Source organism: Actinoplanes sp. NPDC051405 (assembly GCF_055586185.1).
The window spans coordinates 1-25,438 of the sequence record NZ_JBVJIR010000031.1; the positions used below are offsets into that span (position 1 = coordinate 1).

Below are 25,438 nucleotides of genomic sequence, written 5' to 3' on the forward strand. Positions count from 1 at the left end.
GTCTTCACCCCTCCCCGTCCCCCCCCCCCCCCCCACCCCCCCCCCGCCCCCACCCCCCCCCCCCCCCCCCCCCCCCCCCCCCCCCCCCCCCCCCCCCCCCCCCCCCCCCCGCGTCGCGCGTCCAGGTAGGTTCGTCCGCAACGGATCACCCGGGAGACGTCCATGTCGTACGCAACTCAGCCGCCCGCAGCCGCACCGGCCCCCACCACCGCGCCCCGCCGGCCGGCATCGGTGGCGTCGGCATCGGTCCTGCTGATCGTCATGGCGGTGGCCGGCCTGGCGTACGCGATCGCCACGCTGGCCGTCGCCCCCGGCACGGTCGACCGGTTCCGCGCCGCGGCCGGCGGAGCGAACAGCGTGGACGTCGACGGCTTCGTCACGGTGGTCTGGATCGGTGCCGCGCTCAGTGCCGTGCTCGCCGTGATCCTCTTCGCGCTCTACGTCGTCCTGGCCCTGGGTCTGCGCCGGGGCAGCAATGCCGCCCGGATCGCCACCTGGGTCGTCGCCGGGCTGGGTCTGCTGGCCGGCTGCGCCTCGACCGCCACAGTGGCCGTGGAGCGCGCCGGCGACCCGGTGCAGGGTTCGCTGTCCGCCGCGCTCTCCGACGCGTATCCGGGGTCGTGGATCCCCTTGAACGTGGCCCTGGGTATCGCGCAGATGCTCGGCTACATCCTCGTCGGGGTGCTCCTGCTGGCGAGCCCGGGCACATTCTTCGGCCGCGCGCCCAAGCCGTTGCCGCCGGATCCCTTCGCCGCCCCGCAACCGGGCGCACCGAACTACGGCGCACCCAACTACGGCGCCCCCGGCTATGGGCCGCCCGGCAGCGCCCCGGCCTACGGACCGCCCGGGGGATATCCGCCGCCGCCGGCCGGTTACGGCCCGCCACCAACGGGTGGTTACTCGGCGCCACCAACGGGAGGTTACGGCTCGCCGTACCCCGCCGCGGGGCCCGCGGGGCCGTCCGCGCCGGGTGAGCCGCCGGCCGGGCCGGGCCCCGATGATGAGTACTGGTCACGTCCGTCCAGCTGACGGGCCTACCGGCATCGACGGATGTGTGTCACCCGAACGGGTACCGTTGAGGGACGAGGATGTGCCGGTCACCGCTGTCCGGACGCTTTCGGCTTGCCGCTCGGTGGGGGTTTTTCGCTGGACGGGCAGACGTGGCGCGATGACAACGGTGTCGGTGCGTACTCGTTCGATGACCGTCGTTGGGTGCCGCCCCGGGCGGGGTGTGGCGGAAAGGTGCTTTGAGCTGCGTCTATACCTGTCGGAAACGGGGTCCGCGGGGTCTCTCAGTTAACAATATTTACTGTTGAGGCCGGGCTTTGCCGTGGGTCAATAGTTCCTTTCCGCCCTGGCGGGGCAGAACGTTCCAGTTTTGCGGCAGCCAGTACGCTCGATGTGATGGAAGCCCATCACGACCTGCGTAAATTCATCACTGAATTGCCCGTCGCGCAGCGTTGTGTCGTGCTTTCATCGGGTCGTGAAGTTGACTGTGTTGTCGACCCACGCCGTGTGACCGTGCAGTACCAGGACAGTTCCGACGACCGGGCGGGCGTCGGACGGCCGCGGAACGGATCGTGAATCAACAATGTGGGGCGGCTCACTCCGGGGGCGGGGATCGAGAGCTCGACGACGTTGACCAGCGACCTGACGGCGACTGAGGCGTTGCAGGAGGCAGAGACCGAAGTCGGTGTCGCGGAATGGTCGATCGGAGTGCGGACGCTGCCCGTGCGGGGTGCCGGACAGACGTACCGATCGGCCTACCGTTCGACCGATCTCGGCCTTACGGCCTGAAAGTTAGCCGGTTCGTTCCTGCGCACATGCAGGAGAATCGATGCAGTTGGTGGAAGGATGGAGATCGTGGGAACTGCGTTGGCGGAAATGACAATGCCTCAGATCTCGCCGCTTGCCGGCGAGCCAATTGAACGTGCCGATGCCGAGCGACTGGCGGGAGTGCTCAAGGCACTCGCCGACCCGGCTCGGTTGCGGCTGCTCAGCCTGATCCAGTCCGCTACGGACGGTGAAGCGTGCGTCTGCGACCTGACGGCCCCGCTGGGGTTGTCGCAGCCGACGGTGAGTCACCATCTGCGGATCCTGACGGAGGCCGGCCTGCTCGAGCGTGAGAAGCGCGGCGTGTGGGCGTACTACCGGCTGGTCCCCAGCGCGATCGCGACGATCGCGGACCTGCTGACCCCGCCGCGCAAGCGGGCCACCAAAAAGGCCCGCTGAGCAGACCCGACAAAGCCTGGCGTCACCGTTCATGGGGCGTGACGCCAGGCGGGCCACCTCCATCAGGATCCACCCCCCGGACCCGAGGAGTTGACGGGTTGAACTACGTGCCCGGCGATCTACGCGACCAGCTCGCGCACGTGGGCTATGACGTGGTCCAGGCCGGACTGGTCTGTGGCTCCGGCGGCAATCTGTCCGCCCGGATCCCCGACGAGGACGCCTGCTGGGTCACCGCGAGCGGTGCCTGGCTGGACAGACTCAGCCGGACCAGCTTCGCACCGGTACGCATCTCCGACGGCGCGCCCGCGACCGTCGGCCCGCTGCCGGCACCACGGCTGGCTCCGACCAGCGAAATCGCCCTCCACCTGGCGTTGTACCGCGCCCGCCCGGACGTGAACGCGGTGGTCCACCTGCACCCGCAGACGGCGCTGCTCCTGGATGCGCTCGGTGAGCACATCCGCATCGTGACGACCGACCACGCCTTCTACCTGAAGCGTGTCTCCACTGTGCCGTTCCGCCTGCCGGGCAGCACCGAGGTGGCAGCGCTGACGGCGGCGATGGCGGCCGACGGCACAGACTGTCTGGTGCTCAGCCAGCATGGCTCTGTGGTCATGGCCGACTCTGTCGAGCTGGCCCACAAACGGGCCCGCAACCTGGAAGAAGCCGCTGCGCTGACCTATCGGGCGCTGACCCTGGGCCGGCTGGACAACCTCCGCGAAGTGCCGGAGGAGTTCCTGGACCGGCTGGCCACGCTGCCGCCGTCGGCGGTCTCCGTCTGACAACCGGAAGTCCCCGCGACCGGCTCGTGTCGAGCCGGCCGCGGGATTTTCCGTGCCTCGATGTCAGGCAGTGGCGGTGCTCACTATGGCGATCCCCACACCGCCGCGGAGTCTAGGCGGAGTGCCGGGGCCGGTGGTCGCGGTGTTCGTCGTCGTCGTGGTCGACGATCGCCTCGGCCATGCCGGCCACGGTCGCCGCCGCCACGACGCCGATCGCCGTCGCCGGGCCGGGGTCCGCGGCGGCGTTCTTTTTCGCCCTCCGCTCGCGGAGCATCTCGATGATGATCGGCAGCACCGAGATCAGCACGATCAGGGCGACCACCGGCAGGATGTAGTGGTCGATCTTGTCGCCGATGGCGTCGTAGATCTGCTGGGCCAGCAGGTAGCCGATCAGAATGATGCCGTCGCACCACAGGATCGCGCCGACCACGTTCCACACGAAGAACTGGCGGGCCGGCATGCCGAGGGTGCCCGCCACCGGGTTGAGGAACGTGCGGACGATCGGGATGAAGCGGGCCAGCACCACGGCCTTGGCCGGGCCGAACTTCTCGAAGTAGTACTCCGCCTTCTCCACGTACTCGCGCTTGAACAGCTTGCTGTCCGGGCGGTCGAACATGCGGCGGCCGTACCTCGCGCCGAGCAGGTGACCCAGCTGGGCGCCCACGATGGCGCACAACGGGGCGCCGATCAGCAGGCCGACCAGCGAGATCCGGGTGCCGTCGCCGAAGATCGAGTCGGCCACCGGGGAGGCTGCCACGCCCGCCAGGAACAGCAGGGAGTCGCCGGGGAAGAAGAAGCCGACGAGCAGACCCGTCTCCGCGAAGAGGATCACCCAGACGCCGATCAACCCGAAGGTCTGCAGCAAATCCTTCGGGTCCATCGGGTTCAGGGCAAGCTGCTCGGAGAGCGCACGGATGTCCACGAGGAGCCAGGGTACCGGCCGCCGCAAGGCCGGCACCTGTACGAATGCTGTGGATTACAACCGGGGATCCACCGGCTCCGATTCCGCCGCGAGGATGGCGAAGACGAGTTCGTGGATCCGCCACAGCGCGGCGCCTTCGGCCAGCCGGTCCAGCGCCGCCAGCCCGAGGCCGTGCTCGCGCAGCGCGAGGCCACGCTTACGGCCCAGCGACCGCTGCCGCAGCCGTTCCAGCTGCTCGGGACGGGTGTACTCCGGTCCGTAGATGATCCGCAGGTACTCCCGGCCCCGGCACTTCACCCCCGGCTGCACCAGCCGGCCCTTGGCGTCGGTCACGCCCAGGCCGCCGTACGGCTTCACCACCATCCCCTCGCCGCCCGCCGCGGTCAGCGCCAGCCACCAGTCGGTCGCGGCCTGTTCCGCGGCCGGATCGCCCAGCTCCACCACCATCCGCCGGGTCGGCGTGAACAGCACGGGGTCCGCCGCGACGAGCTTGTCCGCGATGTCCAGGTGCCAGCCGTGATCCTTGTCCCGGTACGAGACGCCTGCCCCGGCCAGCACCGCGAACGGCGCCAGCGTCACGCCGGTCAGCCCGTCGGTCGGCTGCACGTACGCCCGGTACGCCGCCGAATAGCCCTCGATCTCCGTCACCCGCAGCTCGAGCCGCGCGCGCAGTTCCGAGACGTCGAGGCCACGCCCGGCGACCTGCTCCAGCACCGACAGGGCAGCCGGCAGCGCGGCCCGTCCCGCGGCACCGACGCCCGCGTACCGCTCGCGGATCAGCCCGCCGGCCTTGGCCGACCAGGGCAGCAGTTCGGTGTCGAGCAGGAGCCACTCGGTGTCCAGCTCGGTGAAGACCTTCTCGGCTGCCGCGCGCACGCCGGCCAGCAGTGTGGTGTTGCGCTCGGTGTCGAAGAACGGCCGCCCGGTACGGGTCCAGATGGCGTCCCCGGCCCCCGTACGCGAGACACGGACCACCGCCCGGGAGCCCATGTGCTTCTCCTCGCACACAACCGTGCCGACGCCGGCCGATCGCAGGTCCGCGAACGCCGTCGCCGGGTGCTCGAGGTAGCCCTCGTGCGTCGACGTCGAGCACGGCGCCATCGTCGGCGGCAGCCAGACCAGCGTGGCCGGGTCCAGCGCGAAGCGGCTCATCACTTCGAGCGCCGCGGCGGCGTTCTCCGCGGCGACCGTGGTGCGGCCGTACCCGTAGTCGAGGTGCCGGCGGCCGGTGACGTCGGCCAGGTCGAGACCCTCGTCGGGCCTGGTGTCGACCGGAACCAGCGGGCGGGCCGGGGCGTAGTACTCGCGGGCGGCGGGGACCGACACCAGCTCGCGGGTCGGCCAGCGCAGGGCGGTCAGCTTGCCGCCAAAGACGCAGCCGGTGTCGAGGCAGATGGTGTTGTTGATCCACTCCGGTTCCGGGGTCGGCGTGTGGCCGTAGACGACCGCCGCCGAGCCGCGGTAGTCGCGGGCCCACGGGTAGCGGACCGGGAGGCCGTACTCGTCGGTCTCGCCGGTCGTCTCGCCGTACAGGGCGAAGGAGCGGACCCGGCCGGAGGCGCGGCCCTGGTAGGCCTCCTTCAGGCCGGCGTGCGCCACCACCAGCTTGCCGCCGTCCAGCACGTAGTGGCTGACCAGGCCGTCGATGAAGGTGCGGACCCGGGCGGTGAACGCCTCGTCCTCGCGGCCGAGCTGCTCCAGGGTCTCCGGCAGGCCGTGGGTGAGCTGCACGTTGCGGCCGTTGAGCTTGCGGGCCAGCTTCTGCTCGTGGTTGCCCGGCACGCAGATCGCCGTGCCGGCTTCGACCATGCCCATGACCAGGCGCAGCACGCCGGGGGAGTCCGGGCCGCGGTCGACCAGGTCACCGACGAAGACCGCCGTACGGCCCTGCGGGTGCACGGCATTGACCGGGCGTCCGGAGTCGTCGCGGCTCAGGGCGTACCCGAGGGTTTCCAGCAGCGTCTCCAGCTCGGCCCGGCAGCCGTGCACGTCGCCGATGATGTCGAACGGGCCGGTGACCCCACGCTTGTCGTTGAACAGCTTCTCGTAGCGGATCGAGGCGGCGGCGATCTCCTCCTCGCCGCGCAGCACGTGGATCTTGCGGAAGCCTTCCCGGGCCAGCTGCCCGAGCGAGCGGCGCAGGTCCCGGTGCATGCGGTTGAGGACCTGACGGCCGAAGGTACGGTCCGCCCGGCCCTGAGTCCGCTCCCAGGCCAGCGCCTCGGGCACGTCGAGGACCACGGCCACGGGCAGCACGTCGTGTTCGCGGGCGACCTTGACCAGCCCGGCCCGGGCGTGCGGCTGCAGGTTGGTGGCGTCGACGACGGTGAGCCGTCCGGCGGCCAGCCGCTTGCCGGCCACGTAGTGCAGCACGTCGAAGGCGTCGGCGGACGCGGACTGGTCGTTCTCGTCGTCCGCGACCAGGCCGCGGAAGTAGTCGGAGGACAGCACCTGGGTGGGCTGGAAATGCTGCCCGGCGAAGGTCGACTTGCCGGATCCGGAGATGCCGACCAGCGCGACGAGCGCGAGCTCCGGGATGTCGATCTGGGTCATGCCTCCTCCTTCACGAACACGGCGAGCTGGGTCGGTGCGCCGGCCTTCTCGTCCTCGTCGCCCACGCCCCGGAAGCTGACCCGGTAGCCGTGCGCGGACGCGGTGCGAGCGGCCCACTCCTGGAACTCGGCGCGGGTCCACTCGAAGCGGTGGTCCGAGTGCCGCATCCCGGTCAGGCCCTCGTACAGGCCGTTGTATTCGACGTTCGGGGTGGTCACGATGACCGTCGCCGGGCTCGCGTGGCCGAACACCGACGCCTCCAGCGCGGGCAGGCGCGGCGGGTCGACGTGCTCGATGACCTCCATCAGCACCGCCGCGTCGAAGCCGCGCAGCCGGTCGTCGCGGTAGGTCAGCGCCGACTGCCACAGCGTCACCCGGTCCCGCTGGCGCTCGGGCACCCGGTCCAGCCGCAGGCGCTTGTGGGCCACGTCGAGGGCGCGCGACGACACGTCCGTGCCGACGATCTGCGTGTACCGACGGTCCTTGATCAGGGCGCCTAGCAGCGCGCCCTGGCCGCAGCCCAGGTCGAGCACCCGGGTCGCGCCGGACTCGGCCAGCGCGGCCAGGACCGCGTCGCGCCGCTGCTCGGCGAGCGACTGCTTGCGGGCCACCGGCAGCTCGGCCTCCTCGTCGGTCACCGTGTCGGCCGGGGCGTCGACGGAGTCCGGGTCCAGCCGGTCGAGCTGCTCCAGCGCGCTGGCGGCCAGCGACCGCCGGTGGGCCAGGTAGCGCCGGGTGATCAGCACCTTCTCGGGGTGGGCGGCCAGCCAGCCCTCGCCCGCGCGCAGCAGCTTGTCGATCTCGTCGGGCGCCACCCAGTAGTGCTTGGCGTCGTCCAGGACGGGCAGCAGCACGTACAGGTGGTTCAGCGCGTCGGCCAGCCGCAGGGTGCCGGTCAGGGTGAGGTCGACGTACGGGCTGTCGCCGTCCAGCGGATGCCCCGCCGGCACGTCGTCGAGCGGGATGGGCGTCGCGGTGACCGTCCAGCCCAGCGGCTCGAACAGGGCGGCCGCGCTGCCCCGGCAGCGCAGCACCGGCACGTGGATCTCCAGCGGGAGAGCCGCGCCGGCCAGCTCCGGGCGGTCCTTGGACTCACCGCGCAGGGCGCTGCGGAACACCTTGGCCAGGGCGCCGGCGAGCAGGCTGGACGCCGCGTACGGGCGGTCGTTGACGTACTGGCCCAGCGCGAACGACTCCGGCGCCGACTGCTGCTTGCGACCGCCGCGCGCGGCCCCGAGGCGCTGCGGGTCGACGTCGAGCAGCAGCGCGGCGGTGCACCGGTCCTCGGCCGCGTCCGGGAACAGGACGTGGGCCGTACCGGTGGGCACGTCGAAGGAGTGCACCTTGTCGGGGTGCTTGACCAGCAGGTAACCGAGGTCGGTGGCCGGCCGGTGAGTGGTCGTCACGGTGAGCAGCACCGGCTGATGATCGCAGCGCGGGGCAATCGGCAGCGACTGATTTGACGCACGGCGCAATGATTCGCGGGTCCGTGGCCGTCGTAGGAGCGGAGGTGCCCGTGACCTACGAGGAGTTCGCCGACAGCCGGCTCGGCGCCCTGCTGCGGTACGCCGTCATGCTCACCGGTGACCAGCACACGGCGCAGGACCTCGTGCAGGAGACGATGGTCCGCGTCCAGCTGAACTGGCGGCGGGTCGCCGCCAGCGACTCCCCGGACGGGTACGTCCGCAAGATGCTCACCAACCAGTTCGTCGACCTGCGCCGGGGCTCGTGGTTCCGGCGGGTGCTGTTGCGGCCCGAGCCCGATCCGGCCCGCGCCGCCCCCAGCGACCACGCCCAGGAGAGCGCCGAGCGTGACCGGGTCTGGACCATGCTGGCCCGGCTCCCGCGTCAGCAGCGGGCGGCTCTGGTGCTGCGCTACTACGAGGATCTGCCGGATGCCGAGATCGCCGAGGTGCTCGGCTGTGCCGTCGGCACGGTTCGTTCGTCCATCTCGCGAGCGCTCGCCACGCTCCGTACCGAGTTCGTGGAGGCCCGATGACCCCGATCGAGGAAGAGCTGCGGGCCACCTTCGAGCGGCACGAGGCCCTGACCCCGGCCGTCGGCCCGGTGCGGGCCGGGATCGAGGTGGCTTCGGTACGCGCCCGGCGCCGCCGCATGATCCGCCGGGTCACCACCGCGGCCGTGGCCGTGCTGATGGCCGGGACCGCCGTACCGGTGATGCTGGAGCGGTGGCAGCGCGACTCGGCACCGTCGGTGCCCACCGCCGATCTGCTGGCGACCGAGCCGGCGCCGGCCGGTCCGCTGGATGTGTTGCTGCTGGGCAGCGACAACAGGGTCCGCTGGCAGGACCGGAAGAACCGGCGGGCCGACACGGTCATGATCATCCACGTGCCGGCCGACCGCACCCGGGCCTACCTGGTCAGCCTGCCGCGCGACGGCGAGGTGAAGCTGCCGGACGGGGCGGGCAAGCTGAGCGAGACGCTTCTCCTCGGTGGCCCGGAGCTCACCGAGAAGGCCGTCTCCGAGCTGACCGGGGTCACCTTCGACGCGACCGTGACGGTCGACTTCCGGGCGCTGCGAGCCGTCACCGAGGCCGTCGGTGGCGTGCGGGTGTGCCTGCCGCAGGCCGTCAAATCGGTGCACAACGACAAGACGTACCCGAAGGGCTGTCAGCAGCTGACCGCAGCCGACGTCGGACCGGTCCTGCAGGCCCGCTACGGCCTCCGGAACGGCAGCTACGACCGGGACCGCAACGCCCAGCTCTTCCTGCGGGCGCTGGCCGGGAAGCTGGCCGCGGACGGGACCGTGACCGACCCCGCCCGCACACACGCGCTCCTCACCGCCGCCCGGGACGGGCTGGAGATCTCCGGTGACCCGGCGGCGTTGCTCCGGGCGGCCGGCTCACTGGGCTCGCCCGGATCACCGGTCGGGATCAGCGAACGCACCTTCCACGGCATGGCCAACGGCCGGGAGCAGATCTATGCCAAGGTCAGTCCGTCGCTGTACGCCGCGCTCCGCGACGACACGCTTCCGGCATGGATAGCGGCAAACCCGGCATACGTCGTGAAATAGGGCTCAGCGGTAGTCGTCGTCCAGGGGCACGCTGCGTCCCTGTTCCTGGGCGTCCCATTCCGGCGCCTCCAGGGACGGGCTCACGGCCGGCTCCTCGGCGTCGTCGGCCCAACCCGGATCGGCCACCGCGGCCTGTTCGGCCGCGTCGGCCTCGGGCGCTTCCAGGTCACGCTCGTCCTGCGGGTAGGTCATGGCCGGCTCCCTTCACGTCGCGGGTCACTCCCTCATGCTGCACCGTCCCCGCCGCGTCCGGCCCGCAAACCGGCGCGAGGGTAACGGGGCGATTTCCGTGCCGGTCCCCCGCTGCGGAATACTGCCTGCTGGAGGACAGCGCGGTCCTGCCCTCTGCTTCGCATTTCTGAGATCAAGGAGCGCACCGATGCCCATCGCTTCCCCTGAGGTCTACGCCGAGATGCTCGACCGCGCCAAGTCCGGCGCGTTCGCGTACCCCGCGATCAACGTGACGTCCTCGCAGACGCTCAACGCCGCCCTGCAGGGCTTCGCCGAGGCCGGCAGCGACGGCATCGTCCAGATCTCCACCGGTGGCGCCGAGTACGCCTCCGGCCCCACGGTCAAGAACATGATCACCGGCGCGGTCGCCCTGGCTGAGTACGCGACCGAGGTGGCCAAGAACTACCCGGTCAACATCGCGCTGCACACCGACCACTGCCCGAAGAACAAGCTCGACGCGTACGTGCGCCCGCTGCTCGCCCTCTCCAAGGAGCGCGTCGCGAACGGCAAGGCGCCGCTGTTCCAGTCGCACATGTGGGACGGCTCGGCCGTACCGGTCGACGAGAACCTGCAGATCGCCGAGGAGCTGCTCGCCCAGGCCGCCGCCGCGCACATCATCCTCGAGATCGAGGTCGGCGTGGTCGGTGGCGAGGAGGACGGCGTCTCCGCCGCGATCGACGACAAGCTCTACTCGACGGTCGAGGACGGCCTGGCCACCGCCGCCGCGCTGGGCCTGGGCGAGAAGGGCCGCTACATGACGGCCCTGACCTTCGGCAACGTGCACGGCGTCTACAAGCCCGGCAACGTCAAGCTGCGCCCGGAGATCCTCAAGGAGATCCAGGAGGCGGTCGGCGCCAAGTACGGCAAGGAGAAGCCGTTCGACCTGGTCTTCCACGGCGGCTCCGGCTCGTTGCTGTCGGAGATCCACGGCGCTCTGGACTACGGCGTGGTCAAGATGAACATCGACACCGACACGCAGTACGCCTTCACCCGCCCGGTCGCGGACCACATGTTCCGCAACTACGACGGCGTGCTGAAGATCGACGGCGAGGTCGGCAACAAGAAGCAGTACGACCCCCGCGCGTGGGGCAAGCTGGCCGAGGACGGTCTGGCCAAGCGCGTCGTCGAGGCGTGTGAGCACCTGCGTTCGACGGGCACCTCGCTCTCCAAGTGATCTTGTCGAGAACGGCCGGTCCCCGTACGTGGGGGCCGGCCGTTCTCGTGTTGCCGGACTACGCAGAGGCGTGGGTACGATCGTCGTCTTGTCCGGAAGAGGGCGGTGATCATGCTCGGTATCGAGGGGTATGAACCCGAGTGGCACCACGACGCCGAAGCCCTCGCTGCCGTCCACAGAGCACGGTTTTCCCGGCTCATCGGCCGTGAGCTGGTCGGCGGCTGGCTGATGTGGGACATGTCCGAGCGGGGCTGGTTCGCCGACGGCCCGGTGATCCTCGGCTTCGGTGGCACCAACGTGGAAATCACTCACCGCAAGTTCGACGAGTGTGCAATCACCTGGGACCAGGTCGACATGAGTGCACCCATCGAGTGGTACGCGACCGGCATCCAGCTGGACTGGCGGGCCGACCCGCACGCGGCGCTGCGCAACGCCCGGGGCCGGAGGCTGCGCGAGGTCAACATCATCGAGCGCACCACGGTCAAGGAGTGGCGGCCCAGGGTGCTGCACGCCGTCGAGTTCCTCTTCGAGGGGGCGCGACTGGCGGTATTCAACGCGATGGACGAGAACGGGCTGACCGACGTACCGGAAATGGATCTGCCCGTGCACAGCTGGCGCCGCGTGCACGTCGCCTGACCGGCCGGGGGCTGGCCCTACCCGCGGAACGCCAGGCAGCAGGATTCTGCCGGTCCGCGGCCGTCCCTAGCGTCGGAGGAATGCAGAAGCTCCTCGCGGGCCTGGCCGTTCTCGGCCTGGCCGCCGCGACCCTACCGGCCACTTCGGCCTCCGCCCACCGGTCCGATCGCGGCCAACTGATCACCGCGACCCCGCTGCAGACTCTGACCACCAGAGCGGACGTCGCCGACGCGCTCACCGAAGCGAAGTTCGACCCCACGCCGGCCCGGTACGGCGTCGACACGTACCAGCTGATCTACCGCACGGTCGACCCGGCGGGCCGGTCCACTGTCGCCAGTGGACTGCTCGCGCTGCCCCGGAACAGCGCCCGGCAGCTGCGCACGGTGTCCTACACGCACGGCACCGAGCTCAACCGGCTCGACGCGCCGTCCTTGACCGCCGACGGCTGGGGTGTGGCGCCGGCTCTGACCTTCGCGTCCGCCGGCTTCGCCGCCGTCGCGCCGGACTATCTCGGGCTCGGGCTGGGACCCGGGCCGCACCCGTTCCTGGACGTGCCTTCGGAGACCACCGCGGGGGTGGACCTGCTCCGGGCCGCACGTGCTTTCGTCCCGCGTACCGGTCGCGAGCTGGGCCGGGACGTGCTGGTCACCGGCTTCTCCCAGGGTGGGTCGGCCGCGACCGGGCTGGCCAAGAGCCTGCACGGCGGCGCGGACGACTGGTTCCGGCTGCGTGCGCTGGCGCCGATCTCCGGGGCGTACGACCTGCGTGGTGTCGAACTGCCCGCCCTGCTCGACGGCACGGTCGAGCCGCCGTGGAACGTGGGCTACACCGCGTACCTGATGGTCTCGTGGAACCGCCTGCACCACCTCTACGACGACCCGGCCGAGGTCTTCAACGACAAGATCGCGGACCGGGTCGAGAGCCTCTACGACGGCGTGCACGACGGCGACGACCTCGGTGAGCTCCTGCCCATGCGGCTTGACCAGCTCTATACCCGGCACGGGTGGAAGCTGCTCACCGAACCGTCGGGGCCGTTCGCCGCGGCGTTGCGGGTGCACGACGCGACGTGTTCGGGCTGGCAGCCGGGCGTACCGGTGCGGTTGCTCGTCTCGGCCGGCGACGAGCAGGTCCCGACCGCGAACGCCGAGCACTGCGCGGCGTCGTTCCGGACGGTGCCCGTGGTCGACGTGGGCGACCTGACGTACGAGGGCTCGATCCACCTCGGCTCGAACATCCGCGGCACCGCCGCGGCGGCCACCTGGTTCGCGAGCCTGCGTTAGCTCCCGCCTCCGCCGCCTCCGCCGCCTCCGCCGCCTCCGCCACCACCGTCGCCTCCCCCGCCGGACCAGCCACCACCGTCTCCGCCGGACCAGCCGCCACCATCGCTGCTGCTACCGCCACCGTCTCCGTCCCCGGAGTGATGGCGGTGGTCTGTGTCTCCGTAGGTGTAAGGCACGCCGTAGCCGCCTGAGCCGCCGAGATAGCGGTTGCTGCCGGACGGGCGTGTCCCGGTCGTGCGACGGCTGGTCCAGACCGCGACGCCGACGGCTGCCGCGAGTCCCAGAACGAACAGGATCGTCACCATGACCGCAGTGTGAGGCACGCCTGCCACCTGAGCCGTAATGGCCGGTCGTCAGAACCGAGAAGGTCGACGGTACGAACGCTACGGCGGCAAGGTGGGCGCCGCCGCCAAGCAGTACACCGGCGACCCCACCCGGTACGGCTGGCGGTGCTTCGACGTGCTCGTCCTGAGCGATCCCGCCGAGCAGCTCAGTTGGCCGGCCGAGCGGATCGCCGCGTGGCGTGACGGTGGCGGACAGACCTTCCGGGGCCGAGGGCATCGTGCTGCGCAGCAACGATCGCAGTGTGATCGCCAAGGCCCGGTTCCAGGACTACGCCCGTACCCTCAAGCGCCGCCGTTGAGGTAGCTCTCCACCGCCGCCGACGTGCGCTCGACGTCGCCGGTGGCGAGGAGATCCAGCAACGCTCCGCGCAGCACCGCGAGGGTGAGGGTGGCCCGCTCGGTCCCGGGCCGCCCGGTCGTCAGCACGGCGAGCCAGTCCTGCACGGTGGCCCGGGCGAAGTCGGCCCAGGGTCCGGTGGGGTCGACGAGCGAACGGACGTACGCCTCGGCCCACAGCACGAGCAGCGGACGGTGCTCGGGGGCGGCCAGCCACCGCCAGATCTCCGCCACGGGATCGCCGGTGGCCGGCAGCCGCCCGAGCATCGCCAGCTCGTCGCTCCGGGCCCGGTCGAGCAGCGCGCGCACCAGCCCCTCCTTGCTGCCGAAGAGCAGCAACAACACCCGCGGGCTCGACCCGACGGCAGCGGCCAGCGGCCGCAGCGACATGTCCGCCAGGCCGTGCGTCAGCACGTGGTCGTAGGCGCGTTCCAGCAGCTCAGCACGTCGGGCCGACACTCCGCTATCCTCACTGAAACAGTCGTTTCAGTCAAGCGAGGAGGACGCCATGAGCTCAGCGCAGGCGGTGATCCGGCCCCTGGACCAGCCCGGCGACCTGGGCTGGGTCATCGCGGCCCACGGCGAGGTGTACGCCGACGAGTTCGGCTGGGACCGCAGCTTCGAGGCCCTGGTCGCGCGGATCGTCGCGGACTTCGCCTCCGGCCACGACACCGAGCGCGAGGCCGCCTGGCTCGCCGAGGTCGACGGCCGGCGCGTGGGCTGCGTCTTCTGCGTCGCCGGCCCGGACTCGACGGCCCAGCTGCGGCTGCTGCTGGTCCACCCCGACGGGCGCGGGCACGGCCTCGGCGGCCGCCTGGTGGACACCTGCCTGGAGTTCGCCCGCGACGCCGGCTACCGCACCATGCGGCTGTGGACCAACCATCCGCTGACCGCGGCGCGAGCGATCTACCTCAGCCGCGGCTTCACCCTCGTCGACGAGGAGGCCCACCACAGCTTCGGCGCGGAGCTGGTCGGGCAGACCTACCAGGCGGAGCTGTCCTGATCAGTGCGTCAGCGCCGCCATCGCCTCGTCGACGGAATCGGTGACCACGATCAGATCCGACTGGTCGCCGTGCGGTGACCGCGCCAGCAGCGGCCGGAGCAGCGCCTCGACCGGCAACGCCGACCAGTGCTCAACCCCCAGGAAGACGAACGCGCCGGACGGGCCGTCGGTGCGGTAGAAGGTCTTCGTCGCCGCCTGGAACACCTCCTGGACCGTGCCGGCCCAGCCCGGAGCGAAGACGATGCCCCCGCGGGCCAGGCGCAGGATCGTGTCCTCCCGGACGGCGTTGGAGAAGTACTTGCCGATCTGGCCGGCGAACAGGTTCGCCGGCTCATGGCCGTACAGCCAGGTGGGCAGGGCCAGGCCGCCGTGGGTGAGCCGGCCGACCACGTCCGCCGCGGCCGGTGCCGGGTACGCCGCCCGCACCGCCAGCGCCGCCGCCGTGTACGGGTCGTGATCCATGAACTTCGGCGCGGGCGCGAGCAGATCGATCGCCGCGGCCAGCTCGTCCGCCGTCCGGTCGGCGAAGTAGGCACCCAGATTGGCCGCCTCCATCACCCCGGGGCCGCCACCGGTCACGATCAACCGGCCCGCCTCGGCCAGCCGCCACGCCAGGGTCGCGGCCATCCGGTACGCGGCCGACCCACGCGGCTCGGCGTGCCCGCCCATGATCCCGACCGCACCCCGGGCGTCGTGCTCGCCGACCCACGCGGCCAGCGCCTTGCCCAGCGCGTTGTCGATGCCGGCGTCGTGCAGCCGCTGCCCGATCGCCTCGCGCAGGTCGGGCGCCGCGCCGCCGTGGGCCAGGAAGTGCTCGTAGACGCGGGTGTCGTACATGCCCGCGAAGCCGTCCTGCTCGAACCCGAGGGCCAGCTCCTCCGGCGTGTACAGGTGGGCCGGATGCGTCGGATAGGGACGGGCCTCGAACGGCGGCACCAGGTGCGCGCCCCGGGAGATGAGATCCATCTCGACCTCGGGGCCGGCCAGCCGGCAACCGACGAACAGGGTTCCGCTCACGTCGACGCCGGTGAAGTCGGGGCACTGCTCGTCGAGCCGCAGCCCGAGCACGATCAGCCCGGCCAGCGACCGCTTGGCGAGGTGGGTGTCGAGTTCGGCACGCGACTCGATCTCGGACGCGGTGGCGTCGAACGGCGTCTCGCCGCCGAACACGGGCTGCAATGGATCACCGGGCATGACCGTAGGGTAGCCAGCGTGAAAAAGGCGTCGGGATCGCTGTTCGGGTTGGCGTACGGGGACTCGCTCGGCAAGCCGACCGAGTTCCAGGACTACGAGACGATCGTGGCGGCGTACGGACCGGGCGGGCCGCGGGAGCTGACCGGGGACCCGGCGCTGGTCACCGACGACACCCAGATGATGCTGGCGGTCGGCGAAGCCCTGGTGGCGGCCGGTCCGCTGACCCCGGCGAGCTTCGAACCGGTGCTCCGGCAGGCGTTCCTCGACTGGGCGATCAGCCCCGACAACAACCGCGCCCCCGGCATGACCTGTCTGCGCGCGTGCGGCGACCTCGCCGACGGCCGGCCCTGGCAACGGGCCTCACAGATTCACTCGAAGGGTTGCGGCGCCAACATGCGCGTCACTCCGGTCGGCCTGATCCCCGGGCTCACCGCCAAGCAACTCGCGGGAGCTGCGCAGTTGCAGGCCGGACTGACCCACGGCCACGCGACGGGCCTGGCGGCGAGCGAACTGACCGCGTACGCGGTGCGCTGGCTGAGCGACGGCCTGCCGCCGCAGGATCTGCTGCCGCGCCTGCGGGCGCATTGCGCCGAGCAGCGGCGGGTCTACCACGAGGACTGGCTCGGCGACCTGTGGCAGCGACCGGCGGTGGAATCAGCCGAGGACTTCATCTCCCTCGGCTGGGACGAGAACGCCGCGGCCCTCGACCGGGTGGCGGACGCGCTACGCCGCGGCGACACCGGCGGCGACCCCTGCCTGGTCACCGGGGCCGGCTGGATCGCCGAGGAAGCGCTGGCCACGGCCCTCTACTGCTACCTGCTCACCCCGGACGAGCCGGTCACGGTCCTGGGCCGGGGCGCGGCCTCGTCCGGCGACTCGGACTCCATCGCCTGCCTGGCCGGCGGCTTCGCGGGCGCGGCGCTGGGCCTGGCGGCCTGGCCACCGGCCTGGCAAGAGCGCATCGAGTACGCCGACAGGCTGCACGCCCTCGGCGAAGCATGGGATCAGCAAAGGTGACATTCACCAACCCACCCCCGGGAACGGGCCACCGGCGCGGTTGAATAGGCCCATGCAAAACCTCCTTCCCGAGCCGCCGGCCACCCGTCTCCCCGCCGACGCCGAGGCCGACGCGGCCCTGGCCGAAGCGAAGCAGGCCGGCACCGACGAGGCCTACAAGACCGTCGCGGCCCGCTTCCCGGCATACAGCGGTGGCTGGGCGGTGCTGGCGGAGAGCGCCCTGGCCGAGAAGCAGCCGGTCACCGCGTACGCGTACGCCCGTACGGGCTACCACCGGGGGCTCGACGCCCTGCGCCGCAACGGCTGGAAGGGCCACGGGCCGGTGCCGTGGTCGCACGCGCCCAACCAGGGCTTCCTGCGCTGCCTGCACGCCCTGTCGCTGGCGGCGGCGCAGATCGGCGAGTCGGACGAGGCGGCCCGGTGCGCCCAGTTCCTGCGCGACAGCGACCCGGCGGCGGCCGACGCCCTGACCTGATCGGGCCGGGCCAGGCCGGAAACCTCCGGCCTGGCCCCGACCTCTACAGACCCTCGGCCACCGCGGCGGCGATCTTCAGCCAGTGGTCGCGCGTGCCGTTCGACAGGTGGCCATAGCGCAGCGGCTCACCCGAGTCGATCAACTTCTCGTACGGGGCCAGCAGCACCGCCCGGGTCCGGGCCGCGAAGTGCCGCTGAATCGCCGGCAGGTCGATGTCCTTGCGGGTCGGCGGCATGGTGACGACGCTGACCGCCTGCCGGACCAGCCGCTGCCGGCCGCTCTGCTCCAGGTGGTCCAGCATGCGCGCCGCGGTCTCGGCCGAGTCGTTACGCGCCGACATCGTGATCACGAGCTGGTCGGTGGCATCCATCGCCGCCTGCCAGTTCTGCGCCCGGACGTTGTTACCGGTGTCCACGAAGATCAGCTTGTAGAACCGGCTGACGATCTCCCGGATCTCGGCGAAAGCGCTGGCCGTGAGCATCTCGCCCGCGGTCGCCGACTCGTCCGAGGCGAGCACGTCGAACATGCCCTCACCCTGCGCCCGCACGTACTGGCTGAGGTCACCGACCCGCCCGTGCGAGCCACGGAACAGATGCAGGTCCCGCATCATGTCCCGGACCGTACGAGCGTGGAAGTCCTGCTGCGCCCGCATGCCGAGGGTGCCCTGGGTCTCGTTGTTGTCCCAGGCCAGCACATAGCCGCCACGCTTCTGCCCGAACGTCATCGCGAGAAGGAGGACGGCGACTGTCTTGCCGGCACCGCCCTTCGGGTTGACGACGGTGACCTGCCGCAGGCCGCCGAAGTTACGCCGGACCATCTCGACATCCTGCTTGTACTCCTGCTCACGCTTGCCCGGCGCGAGGCGGACCAGGCCCATCGTGCCCTTCTGCAGCATGGCCCGGGCGCCCATGGTGGCGGTCGGCTCGGCGGGCTTGGCCAGCCGCCGCCGGGCGAACTCCTCCGCGGTGGGCGTGCCGTCCGAGACCCAGGGGAGCTGCTGGTAGGGGTCCACGGGTGGGGGCTGCTGGTTGGGGCCGGGGGGCTGGTCGCCGTGGTGGGGTGGTGGCTGCTGGAGCTGGGGGTGCGGTGCCGCGGCCCTGGGGTCGATGGTCGGCGGGAAGGGGCCGGGGACCGGGGGTGGTTGGGCATTGGTTGTCCGGGGCTGCTCCACCGGCCACGGGGCCGGCTGGCCTTGGTGGGGTTGGACCTGGTGGGTCGGGCCTGGGTGGGGTGGCAGCGGGCCGGGTGGCACTGGTCCTGGTTGGTGGATCCCGGCCTGGTGCGGTCCCGCCTGGTGCGGCCCGGCCTGGTTGGGCCCGGGTTGGTGCGGCCCGGCCTGGTTGGGCCCGGGTTGGTGCGGGCCGGCCTGGTTGGGGGCCGGATGGTTGGGGGTCGGCACGGCTGGGCCTGTCAGGTGCGGTCCGGGCTGGGGGCCGGGTGGGTTCGGTCCGGGCACGGCTGCACCTGTTCGATTTGGTCCTGCCTGGTGGGGGCCAGGCTGATGCGGTGCAGGCGGGCCACCCTGCTGGGGCCCGGTCTGATTCGGCGGCACCGACACAGGCGCCGCGCCGCTCTGCCGAGCGTCGTCGGCCTGCCCAGCGCCGGTCTGTCCGACCCCGGCGGCGGTTTGTCCGGAAACCGGCTGCGGGCCGACTGGCCCGGGCCGGTAGACCGCTCCCGCGTGCTGTTCGTCCACATTCTCGGGGCTCTGCCGCGGCGTCACCGTCGGGATGTGCGCCGGACCGGCGCTGGACACTGCACCGTTCCGCTGCACCGCCCCGGATGCGTCCGTCCCGCTTCGGGGGCCGGGCATCGGAGCTCCGTCGGTCTGGGCCGGCCGCTGCGGCGGCTGTGACCAGGGCGAATCCGCCGCCGACGGCCCGTCCGGGCGCGGTCCACCACCGAGCGGTGCGCTCAGGTCAGGCCCGTGAGCCGTCGACGGCCCGTCGGGCCGGGGCCCTCCGCTGACCGGCGCGCTGAGGGCCGGTCCGTGGGCGGTGGCCGACGGTCCGTCGGGGCGCGGTCCGTCGCTGAGCGGCGCGCTGGGCGTGGGTCCGGAGACCGGTGCTGCGCTGCCCGTACCGTGCGGCGCAGCGTCCGAAGTGGCCGGCGGCGGCGAAACATGGGCAGAAGCGGAGAAGTGCCCCGCCGCCGTGGATCCCGTGCGGGGTGGGATGTTCGGCCAGGGCTGTGCCCCTCCGCCATCCGGACCGGGCGCCGGCCGCGGGATCTGCGGCTGGGGCGACTGCTGGTGGTACATCGGTGGCGCGGGCGGTGGCGTCACCACGCGGTCCATCGGCCGGTAGACGCTCGGGTCGCCCTGCTGCGGGGCAGTCACCGGCGGGGCAGTCACCGGTGGGGCGGTCACCGGTGGGGCCGGCGGGAGCGGGAATGCCTGCGGTGCGTCCCTGGGCACCGGCTTGCCACCGTGCACCGGAGCGTTCAGCTCCTCCGGCGGCCAGAACGGCTCGACGTCCCGGTCGGGTTGCGTGCCGTTCGTACCCGGGACGTAGACGCGGTCGGCGTTCTCGTCCTCCACGGATGCGACCTCCCCGTATTTCCAAAGATTCGTACCTGAGTGCTAGTTCAGACTCGCACAACGGGTCATCCCGCGTACACCGCCCAGGCGCCTGGCTCGGTCCACCACGAGCGTTTGCGGTTCATCGTCCCGGCCACGCCGTCGTCGAGGAACTGCAGCTCGCCGTCGCGGGGTAGGACCGACACGGCTCGGCCCCGGGCCCGGCGCACCTCAACCCGTACCCTCGGCTTTTTGAACAGCTGCTTGACCAGCACCGGGACCGCCACCGCGACCTCGACCCGGCCGTCGGTCGGGTCCGGCGTGCCGAGCAGCGGCAGGCCGTCGAACTCGGCGTAGGCGCCCGCGTTGCCGATCGCGCAGGCGATGATCTGGTCGGTGCCGTCGGAGAGCACAGCGTCATCGACCTCGATGCGACCGCGCCACGGCACCGCCTTTCCGGCGTCGTCGGCGCCGCCGACCAGCGCGCCGTCCACCGTCACCGAGCCGCCGTCGTTGCGCAGCAGATCAAGGCGGCGGACCGTGCCACCGAGCACCGCGGCGGCGACTGCGGCCGGGTCGCGGGGCAGGCCGAGCTGGGCGGCCAGGTCGGTGCTGTTGGCCGGGTCGAGCGGCAGGATCGCCACCGGCGGCAGGTCGGGCACGGTGCGGTTCTGGGCGAGGTCGGCGGGGCGTTTGCTCGGCGGGGGCGCGTACCGCCGGACCAGCCGGCGCATCACCGCCCTGAGCTGGCCGTCCGTCGCGGTCGCGACGACCAGCCGCAGCTTGCTCTCCTGGTCGGGCCAGGAGAGGCCGTCCGGCCGCGCGGGCGCGTCGAAGCGGGCGATCACCGCGTCGATCTCCGCATCCGAGGATGCGGTGACGGTCTCGACCCGCGCGCCGGCTGCGGTGAGTGCATCGGCGCACTTCAGCACCGGTACGCGCGGAGTGTCGCAAACCTCCTGCTCAGCGGAGCCGCAGCCGCCGCACGCCGCACCGCAGGCACCCGCGGCCGAGCCGCCACCCTCGGCCAGGCTGAGCACGATGACGTCGTACACGGCTCAGGCCTCGCTCAGCACCGAGTGCCGCTCGATGACTTCCTCGCGGCCCGGGCCGACGCCGACCACGGAGATCCGCGCGCCGATCCGTTCCTCGACGAACTCGACGAAGCGCTGGGCGTTGTCCGGCAGCTCGGCGAAGCTGCGGGCGCCGCTGATGTCCTTCTTCCAGCCGGGCAGCGTCTCGTAGATCGGGGTGGCGTGGTGGAAGTCGCTCTGGCTGTACGGCATTTCGTCGTGCCGCACCCCGTTCACGTCGTACGCCACGCAGACCGGAATCTCGTCCAGCCCGTCGTAATTGTCCAGTTTGGTCAGGGCGAAGTCGGTCACGCCGTTGATCCGCTGGGCGTACCGGCCCATCACCAGGTCGAGCCAGCCGATGCGGCGGGGGCGGCCGGTCGTGGTGCCGTACTCGTGACCGACCTCACGCAGATAGTCGCCGACCTCGTCGTGCAGCTCAGTGGGGAACGGGCCCTCGCCGACCCGGCTGGTGAACGCCTTCAGCACCGCGACGACCCGGTCGACCCGGGTGGGCGGGATGCCCGAGCCGGTGCAGGCGCCGCCGGCGGTCGCGTTGGAGCTGGTGACGAACGGGTACGTGCCGTGGTCGACGTCCAGCAGGGTGGCCTGGCCGGCCTCGCACAGCACGACCTTGCCGTTGTCCAGCGCCTGGGAGAGCTCCAGCGCGGTGTCGGCGACCATCGGGCGGAGCCGCTCGGTGTAGGAGAGCAGCTCGGCGATGACCTCGTCGGGCTTGATCGCGCTGCGGTTGTAGATCTTCGAGAGCACCTGGTTCTTGAAGCTCAGGGCGGCTTCGACCTTCTGGCGCAGGATCGACTCGTCGAAGAGGTCCTGGATGCGGACGCCGAGCCTGTTCATCTTGTCCGCGTACGTCGGGCCGATGCCGCGGCCGGTGGTGCCGATCCGCCGGGCGCCCAGATAGCGCTCGCTCACCTTGTCCAGCGTCCGGTTGTACGACGCGATGACGTGGGCGTTCGCGCTGATCCGCAGGCGGGAGGTGTCGATGCCGCGCGCCTCCAGGCCGTCGATCTCCTCGAACAGCACCGCCAGGTCGACCACGACGCCGTTGCCGATCACCGGGGTGACGCCGGGGGTGAGGATGCCGCTGGGCAGCAGGTGCAGGGCGTATTTCTCGCCCTTGATCACGACGGTGTGGCCGGCGTTGTTACCGCCGTTGAACTTGACCACGTAGTCGATCCGGTCGCCCAGGAGGTCCGTGGCCTTGCCCTTGCCCTCGTCGCCCCACTGGGCGCCGACCAACACGATCACCGGCACTTGACTGACGCCTTCCGTTGACACACGTCGTACGCGGAGAGGCCCGGGTACTGCCGAAGTTTACGCGACGCGGCGATCCGCCGCCCGCCAGTTATCCACAGCGTTGTCCACAGGACGATATCGGTGCTTTGTGGACTTGTGGACGAGCGCGCGGGAGATCAACGCTGGCCCGTAGGATCTGCGGCGTGCGTGTACTTCTGATCGGATCCGGCGGCCGCGAGCACGCCCTTGCCGTCGGCCTGGCCGCGGACCCCTCGGTGGAGCGACTGATCGCTGCCCCCGGCAACCCCGGCATCGCCGCGGTCGCCGAGCTGCGTGACGTCACCGCCACCGACCCGGCCGCGGTGGCCGCCCTCGCTGTCGAGGTCGCCGCCGACCTGGTGGTGATCGGCCCCGAGGCGCCGCTGGTGGCGGGCGTGGCCGACGCTGTGCGGGCCAAGGGCATCGCCTGCTTCGGCCCGAGCGGGGCAGCGGCCCGGCTGGAGGGCTCGAAGGCGTTCGCCAAGGACGTGATGGCCGCCGCCGGCGTGCCCACCGGCCGGTCTTACGAGTGCACCACCGACGCCGAGGTGGCGGCCGCCCTCGACGACTTCGGCCCGCCGTACGTGGTGAAGAACGACGGTCTCGCCGCGGGCAAGGGCGTGGTGGTGACCGACGACCGCACCGTCGCCGAGGAGCACGCGCGCGACTGCGGCCGGGTGGTCATCGAGGAGTTCCTCGACGGGCCCGAGGTGTCGCTGTTCGTGGTGACCGACGGCACAGCCGCGGTGCCGCTGATGCCGGCCCAGGACTTCAAGCGCGCCCTCGACGGCGACGCGGGGCCGAACACGGGCGGCATGGGTGCGTACGCGCCGCTGTCCTGGGCGCCGGACGACCTGGTCGAGCGGGTGATGGCCGAGACCGTCATGCCGACGCTGGCCGAGATGCGTGAGCGGGGCACGCCGTTCGCCGGGCTGCTCTATGTAGGGCTGGCGCTGACCGGCAAGGGCCCGAAGGTCATCGAGTTCAACGCGCGTTTCGGCGACCCGGAGACGCAGGTGGTGCTGGCTCTGCTGGCTACGCCGCTGGGCGAGCTGCTGCACGCGGCGGCCGCTGGCACGCTGGCCGACTTCCCGGCGCTGCGCTGGCACGAGGGCGCGGCGGTGACGGTCGTCGTGGCCAGCCACAACTATCCCGGCACACCCCGCACCGGCGACGTGATCACCGGGGGCGAGCAGCCGGGTGTGATCCATGCCGGTACGGCCCGCCGGGAGGACGGTGCGCTGGTGTCGGCCGGTGGGCGGGTGCTCAGCGCGACTGCTACCGGGGCGGATCTGGCCGCGGCCCGGGCGGCGGCTTATGCGCTGGTGGAGGGCATCACGCTGGAGGGTTCGCACCACCGGACGGACATCGCCCTGGGCGCCGTCGAGGGCCGCATCACCGCCTGACCCAGCGGCGGCCGGCTCGCCCGCCTGCGGCCCGCAGTGCCGGCTCGCCCGCCTGCGGCCCGCGGCGCCGGGCCGCCCTGCTGGGCCCGCGGCGCCGGGCCGCTACCTGCGGCGCCGGGCCGCTACCTGCGGCGCCGGGCCGCTACCCGCGGCGCCGGGGCCGCTACCCGCGGCGCCGGGCCGCTACCCGCGGCGCCGGGGCCGCTACCCGCGGCGCCGGGGCCGCTACCCGCGGCGCCGGGGCCGCCTACCTGGGCCGAAGCCCCGACCTGGGGGATATCCCCCAGCGGAAGACGGCCGTCAGCCGGGTCCTTTTCGAGCGGCCGGATGCATAGCGTGACTTTCCGTAGGCACCCACTACGGAAGGAGTTCGGATGATAGAGGCCCGGAATCTCACCAGGCGATATGGCCGCACGCTCGCGGTCGACGCGCTCACCTTCGACGTGCGGCCCGGCAGTGTCACCGGTTTCCTCGGCCCCAACGGGTCGGGCAAGTCCACCACCATGCGGTTGATCCTCGGGCTGGACCGGCCCGATGCCGGCCAGGCGCGGATCGGTGGCCGCCGCTACCGCGAGCTGCGCTGGCCGCTCCGCGAGGTCGGCGCGCTGCTCGAAGCCAAGGCGTTCCACCCCGGCCGCACCGCCCGTAATCACCTGCTGGCGCTGGCCGCCGGCAATGCGATCCCGCGGTCCCGGGTCGACGAAGTGCTCGACCTGGTCGGCCTGAGCAGCGCGGCCGGGCGGCGGGCCGGGAAGTTCTCCCTCGGCATGGGGCAGCGCCTGGGTGTTGCCGCGGCGCTGCTGGGCGATCCGGCCGTCCTGCTGCTGGACGAGCCGGTCAACGGGCTGGATCCCGAGGGGGTCCGCTGGATCCGTGACCTGCTGAAGTCGCTGGCCGCGCAGGGCCGCACCGTTTTTGTCTCCAGCCACCTGATCAGCGAGATGGCGTTGACCGCCGAGCGGCTGGTGGTGATCGGCCGGGGGCGACTGCTCGCGGACACGACCGTCGCCGAGCTGTCGGCCGGTTCGGCGTCGCTGGAGGACGCGTTCTTCCGGCTCACCAGCACAGAGGTCGAATACCAGGGGATCACGACGACGGAGGCGACAGCATGACCACGCCCGCGATGACCCGTGTGCCGAGCGGCCGTTACGGGCCGGTGCAGGTGGCCCGGATGGAATGGATCAAGTTGCGCAGCCTGCGTTCCACGTGGTGGACGCTGGCCATCACGGTTGCCGCAACTGTCGGGATCGGCGTCGCTGTGGGTCTGAACAGCCGGGACGCCTCCGTGGATCTGACCAACAACGCGCTGGCCGGCGTGGTCCCCGGCCTGCTGCTGGCCGGTGCGCTCGGCGTACTGACCATGACCGGCGAGTACAGCTCGGGGACGATCCGGGTCACGCTGGCCGCCGTTCCGCGGCGTCCGCTGGTCCTCGCGGCGAAGGCAGCCGTGTTCGGGGCCGTGACCCTGGTCATCGGGGAACTGGCTTCGTTCATCGCGTTCTTCGCCGCCGCCGGCACCCTGCGTCACGGCCTCACCGCACCCACGCTGGCCGATCCCGGCGTGCTGCGGGCGGTCGTGCTCACCGGGGCCGCGTCCTGCCTGGTCGGGTTGCTCGGCCTGGGGCTGGGCGCGATCATCCGGCACAGTGCGGCCGCGGTCGGGGTCCTGGTGGCCGGCGTGTACGTGGTCGTGCAGGTCATCGGGTTCATCGCGCACGGTGCGGCGCCGTACATGCCGATTCTGATCCTGGCCAACTCGCTGAGCACGACCAAGCCGGTGACCTGTGGCACCGACGCGGCGTCCTGTCCGGACTTTCTGTCCGCGTGGGCCGGCCTCGGCATGCTCGCCCTGTACGCCGCGATCGCGCTGGCGATCGGCGGCTGGCTGCTGGCCCGGCGGGACGCGTAGGCCGCAGGCGGGAAGAGAGGAGGA

The 25,438-nt window shown here is 71.8% G+C and carries 23 protein-coding genes; 14 read left to right on the forward strand and 9 right to left on the reverse strand.

The annotated features are described in order from the left end of the window. Positions 1–162: 162 nt before the first annotated feature. The 3 genes from ACZ6S4_RS41930 to ACZ6S4_RS41940 all read left to right on the forward strand — a co-directional run bounded on the left by ACZ6S4_RS41930 (position 163) and on the right by ACZ6S4_RS41940 (position 3,011). Positions 163–1,029 carry a hypothetical protein gene (locus ACZ6S4_RS41930; RefSeq protein ID WP_465480224.1) on the forward strand — a complete coding sequence of 289 codons (867 nt, stop codon included), beginning with the start codon at positions 163–165 and terminating at the stop codon, positions 1,027–1,029. A gap of 825 nt (positions 1,030–1,854) precedes the next feature. After that, positions 1,855–2,232 carry an ArsR/SmtB family transcription factor gene (locus ACZ6S4_RS41935; RefSeq protein ID WP_092549981.1) on the forward strand — a complete coding sequence of 126 codons (378 nt, stop codon included), beginning with the start codon at positions 1,855–1,857 and terminating at the stop codon, positions 2,230–2,232. Positions 2,233–2,339: 107 nt separating this feature from the next. Further along, positions 2,340–3,011 carry a class II aldolase/adducin family protein gene (locus ACZ6S4_RS41940; RefSeq protein WP_465480281.1) on the forward strand — a complete coding sequence of 224 codons (672 nt, stop codon included), beginning with the start codon at positions 2,340–2,342 and terminating at the stop codon, positions 3,009–3,011. Positions 3,012–3,123: 112 nt separating this feature from the next. Here the strand turns inward: ACZ6S4_RS41940 and ACZ6S4_RS41945 are convergent, their stop codons facing one another. From ACZ6S4_RS41945 to ACZ6S4_RS41955, 3 genes are all read right to left on the reverse strand, one after another. Further along, positions 3,124–3,891, reverse strand: a complete 768-nt coding sequence (locus tag ACZ6S4_RS41945; protein ID WP_465480282.1) for a DedA family protein — start codon at positions 3,889–3,891, stop codon at positions 3,124–3,126. Positions 3,892–3,987: 96 nt separating this feature from the next. Continuing rightward, positions 3,988–6,486 (reverse strand): polynucleotide kinase-phosphatase, encoded by a 2,499-nt coding sequence (locus ACZ6S4_RS41950; protein WP_465480225.1) that lies wholly within the window; start codon positions 6,484–6,486, stop codon positions 3,988–3,990. Beyond that, entirely contained in the window at positions 6,483–7,904 is a 1,422-nt protein-coding gene (locus tag ACZ6S4_RS41955) for a 3' terminal RNA ribose 2'-O-methyltransferase Hen1 (RefSeq protein WP_465480226.1), read from the reverse strand. The genes ACZ6S4_RS41950 and ACZ6S4_RS41955 overlap by 4 nt, the downstream gene beginning before the upstream one ends. 98 nt (positions 7,905–8,002) lie before the next feature. Here ACZ6S4_RS41955 and ACZ6S4_RS41960 point away from each other — a divergent pair, with 98 nt between their 5' ends. Then, positions 8,003–8,485, forward strand: coding sequence for a SigE family RNA polymerase sigma factor (locus ACZ6S4_RS41960; RefSeq protein ID WP_465480283.1), 483 nt, complete (start codon positions 8,003–8,005; stop codon positions 8,483–8,485). After that, positions 8,482–9,519 (forward strand): LCP family protein, encoded by a 1,038-nt coding sequence (locus ACZ6S4_RS41965; protein ID WP_465480227.1) that lies wholly within the window; start codon positions 8,482–8,484, stop codon positions 9,517–9,519. The genes ACZ6S4_RS41960 and ACZ6S4_RS41965 overlap by 4 nt, the downstream gene beginning before the upstream one ends. A gap of 3 nt (positions 9,520–9,522) precedes the next feature. Here the strand turns inward: ACZ6S4_RS41965 and ACZ6S4_RS41970 are convergent, their stop codons facing one another. Beyond that, complete coding sequence (locus tag ACZ6S4_RS41970; protein WP_465480228.1) at positions 9,523–9,711, reverse strand: hypothetical protein; 189 nt, start codon at positions 9,709–9,711, stop codon at positions 9,523–9,525. A 187-nt stretch (positions 9,712–9,898) separates the two neighbouring features. On the opposite strand from ACZ6S4_RS41970, the gene fbaA reads away from it, so the two are divergent. The 3 genes from fbaA to ACZ6S4_RS41985 all read left to right on the forward strand — a co-directional run bounded on the left by fbaA (position 9,899) and on the right by ACZ6S4_RS41985 (position 12,840). Beyond that, a complete protein-coding gene (gene fbaA / locus ACZ6S4_RS41975; protein WP_465480229.1) occupies positions 9,899–10,924 on the forward strand; it encodes a class II fructose-bisphosphate aldolase in 1,026 nt (341 codons plus the stop codon). Between the two features lie 111 nt (positions 10,925–11,035). Next, complete coding sequence (locus ACZ6S4_RS41980; protein WP_465480230.1) at positions 11,036–11,560, forward strand: hypothetical protein; 525 nt, start codon at positions 11,036–11,038, stop codon at positions 11,558–11,560. 80 nt (positions 11,561–11,640) lie between these two features. Then, a complete protein-coding gene (locus ACZ6S4_RS41985) occupies positions 11,641–12,840 on the forward strand; it encodes an alpha/beta hydrolase family protein (RefSeq protein WP_465480231.1) in 1,200 nt (399 codons plus the stop codon). A 626-nt stretch (positions 12,841–13,466) separates the two neighbouring features. On the opposite strand, the gene ACZ6S4_RS41990 is transcribed toward ACZ6S4_RS41985, so the two are convergent. Beyond that, positions 13,467–13,979 carry a TetR/AcrR family transcriptional regulator gene (locus ACZ6S4_RS41990; RefSeq protein ID WP_465480232.1) on the reverse strand — a complete coding sequence of 171 codons (513 nt, stop codon included), beginning with the start codon at positions 13,977–13,979 and terminating at the stop codon, positions 13,467–13,469. Between the two features lie 49 nt (positions 13,980–14,028). Here ACZ6S4_RS41990 and ACZ6S4_RS41995 point away from each other — a divergent pair, with 49 nt between their 5' ends. Continuing rightward, entirely contained in the window at positions 14,029–14,523 is a 495-nt protein-coding gene (locus tag ACZ6S4_RS41995) for a GNAT family N-acetyltransferase (protein WP_465480233.1), read from the forward strand. Here the strand turns inward: ACZ6S4_RS41995 and ACZ6S4_RS42000 are convergent, their stop codons facing one another. Continuing rightward, positions 14,524–15,717 carry an LOG family protein gene (locus tag ACZ6S4_RS42000; RefSeq protein WP_465480234.1) on the reverse strand — a complete coding sequence of 398 codons (1,194 nt, stop codon included), beginning with the start codon at positions 15,715–15,717 and terminating at the stop codon, positions 14,524–14,526. 18 nt (positions 15,718–15,735) lie between these two features. Between ACZ6S4_RS42000 and ACZ6S4_RS42005 the strand changes: the two genes are divergently transcribed. Together ACZ6S4_RS42005 and ACZ6S4_RS42010 are read left to right on the forward strand one after the other, a co-directional pair. Beyond that, entirely contained in the window at positions 15,736–16,734 is a 999-nt protein-coding gene (locus ACZ6S4_RS42005; RefSeq protein ID WP_465480235.1) for an ADP-ribosylglycohydrolase family protein, read from the forward strand. Positions 16,735–16,786: 52 nt separating this feature from the next. Then, complete coding sequence (locus tag ACZ6S4_RS42010; protein WP_465480236.1) at positions 16,787–17,209, forward strand: DUF3151 domain-containing protein; 423 nt, start codon at positions 16,787–16,789, stop codon at positions 17,207–17,209. A 43-nt stretch (positions 17,210–17,252) separates the two neighbouring features. On the opposite strand, the gene ACZ6S4_RS42015 is transcribed toward ACZ6S4_RS42010, so the two are convergent. The 3 genes from ACZ6S4_RS42015 to ACZ6S4_RS42025 all read right to left on the reverse strand — a co-directional run bounded on the left by ACZ6S4_RS42015 (position 17,253) and on the right by ACZ6S4_RS42025 (position 22,078). After that, complete coding sequence (locus ACZ6S4_RS42015) at positions 17,253–18,221, reverse strand: MinD/ParA family ATP-binding protein (RefSeq protein WP_465480237.1); 969 nt, start codon at positions 18,219–18,221, stop codon at positions 17,253–17,255. 1,592 nt (positions 18,222–19,813) lie between these two features. Beyond that, on the reverse strand, positions 19,814–20,782 hold the full coding sequence (locus ACZ6S4_RS42020; RefSeq protein WP_465480238.1) for a diacylglycerol kinase family protein: 969 nt from the start codon (positions 20,780–20,782) through the stop codon (positions 19,814–19,816). 3 nt (positions 20,783–20,785) lie between these two features. Next, a complete protein-coding gene (locus tag ACZ6S4_RS42025; RefSeq protein ID WP_433723578.1) occupies positions 20,786–22,078 on the reverse strand; it encodes an adenylosuccinate synthase in 1,293 nt (430 codons plus the stop codon). Positions 22,079–22,263: 185 nt separating this feature from the next. On the opposite strand from ACZ6S4_RS42025, the gene purD reads away from it, so the two are divergent. From purD to ACZ6S4_RS42040, 3 genes are all read left to right on the forward strand, one after another. Further along, positions 22,264–23,505, forward strand: coding sequence for a phosphoribosylamine--glycine ligase (gene purD, locus ACZ6S4_RS42030; RefSeq protein WP_465480239.1), 1,242 nt, complete (start codon positions 22,264–22,266; stop codon positions 23,503–23,505). Positions 23,506–23,879: 374 nt separating this feature from the next. After that, positions 23,880–24,617 carry an ABC transporter ATP-binding protein gene (locus ACZ6S4_RS42035; RefSeq protein WP_465480240.1) on the forward strand — a complete coding sequence of 246 codons (738 nt, stop codon included), beginning with the start codon at positions 23,880–23,882 and terminating at the stop codon, positions 24,615–24,617. Further along, a complete protein-coding gene (locus ACZ6S4_RS42040; protein ID WP_465480241.1) occupies positions 24,614–25,414 on the forward strand; it encodes an ABC transporter permease subunit in 801 nt (266 codons plus the stop codon). Before ACZ6S4_RS42035 ends, ACZ6S4_RS42040 begins: the two co-directional genes overlap by 4 nt. Positions 25,415–25,438 lie beyond the last annotated feature (24 nt).

Excerpts from the sequence above, each read along its gene's own strand:
- ACZ6S4_RS41930 (WP_465480224.1), top strand. The coding sequence starts at position 163 with ATGTCGTACGCAACTCAGCCGCCCGCAGCCGCACCGGCCCCCACCACC.
- ACZ6S4_RS41935 (WP_092549981.1), top strand. The coding sequence starts at position 1,855 with ATGGAGATCGTGGGAACTGCGTTGGCGGAAATGACAATGCCTCAGATC.
- ACZ6S4_RS41945 (WP_465480282.1), bottom strand. The coding sequence starts at position 3,891 with ATGGACCCGAAGGATTTGCTGCAGACCTTCGGGTTGATCGGCGTCTGG.
- ACZ6S4_RS41950 (WP_465480225.1), bottom strand. The coding sequence starts at position 6,486 with ATGACCCAGATCGACATCCCGGAGCTCGCGCTCGTCGCGCTGGTCGGC.
- ACZ6S4_RS41965 (WP_465480227.1), top strand. The coding sequence starts at position 8,482 with ATGACCCCGATCGAGGAAGAGCTGCGGGCCACCTTCGAGCGGCACGAG.
- ACZ6S4_RS41970 (WP_465480228.1), bottom strand. The coding sequence starts at position 9,711 with ATGACCTACCCGCAGGACGAGCGTGACCTGGAAGCGCCCGAGGCCGAC.
- fbaA (WP_465480229.1), top strand. The coding sequence starts at position 9,899 with ATGCCCATCGCTTCCCCTGAGGTCTACGCCGAGATGCTCGACCGCGCC.
- ACZ6S4_RS41980 (WP_465480230.1), top strand. The coding sequence starts at position 11,036 with ATGCTCGGTATCGAGGGGTATGAACCCGAGTGGCACCACGACGCCGAA.
- ACZ6S4_RS41985 (WP_465480231.1), top strand. The coding sequence starts at position 11,641 with ATGCAGAAGCTCCTCGCGGGCCTGGCCGTTCTCGGCCTGGCCGCCGCG.
- ACZ6S4_RS41995 (WP_465480233.1), top strand. The coding sequence starts at position 14,029 with ATGAGCTCAGCGCAGGCGGTGATCCGGCCCCTGGACCAGCCCGGCGAC.
- ACZ6S4_RS42000 (WP_465480234.1), bottom strand. The coding sequence starts at position 15,717 with ATGCCCGGTGATCCATTGCAGCCCGTGTTCGGCGGCGAGACGCCGTTC.
- ACZ6S4_RS42010 (WP_465480236.1), top strand. The coding sequence starts at position 16,787 with ATGCAAAACCTCCTTCCCGAGCCGCCGGCCACCCGTCTCCCCGCCGAC.
- ACZ6S4_RS42035 (WP_465480240.1), top strand. The coding sequence starts at position 23,880 with ATGATAGAGGCCCGGAATCTCACCAGGCGATATGGCCGCACGCTCGCG.
- ACZ6S4_RS42040 (WP_465480241.1), top strand. The coding sequence starts at position 24,614 with ATGACCACGCCCGCGATGACCCGTGTGCCGAGCGGCCGTTACGGGCCG.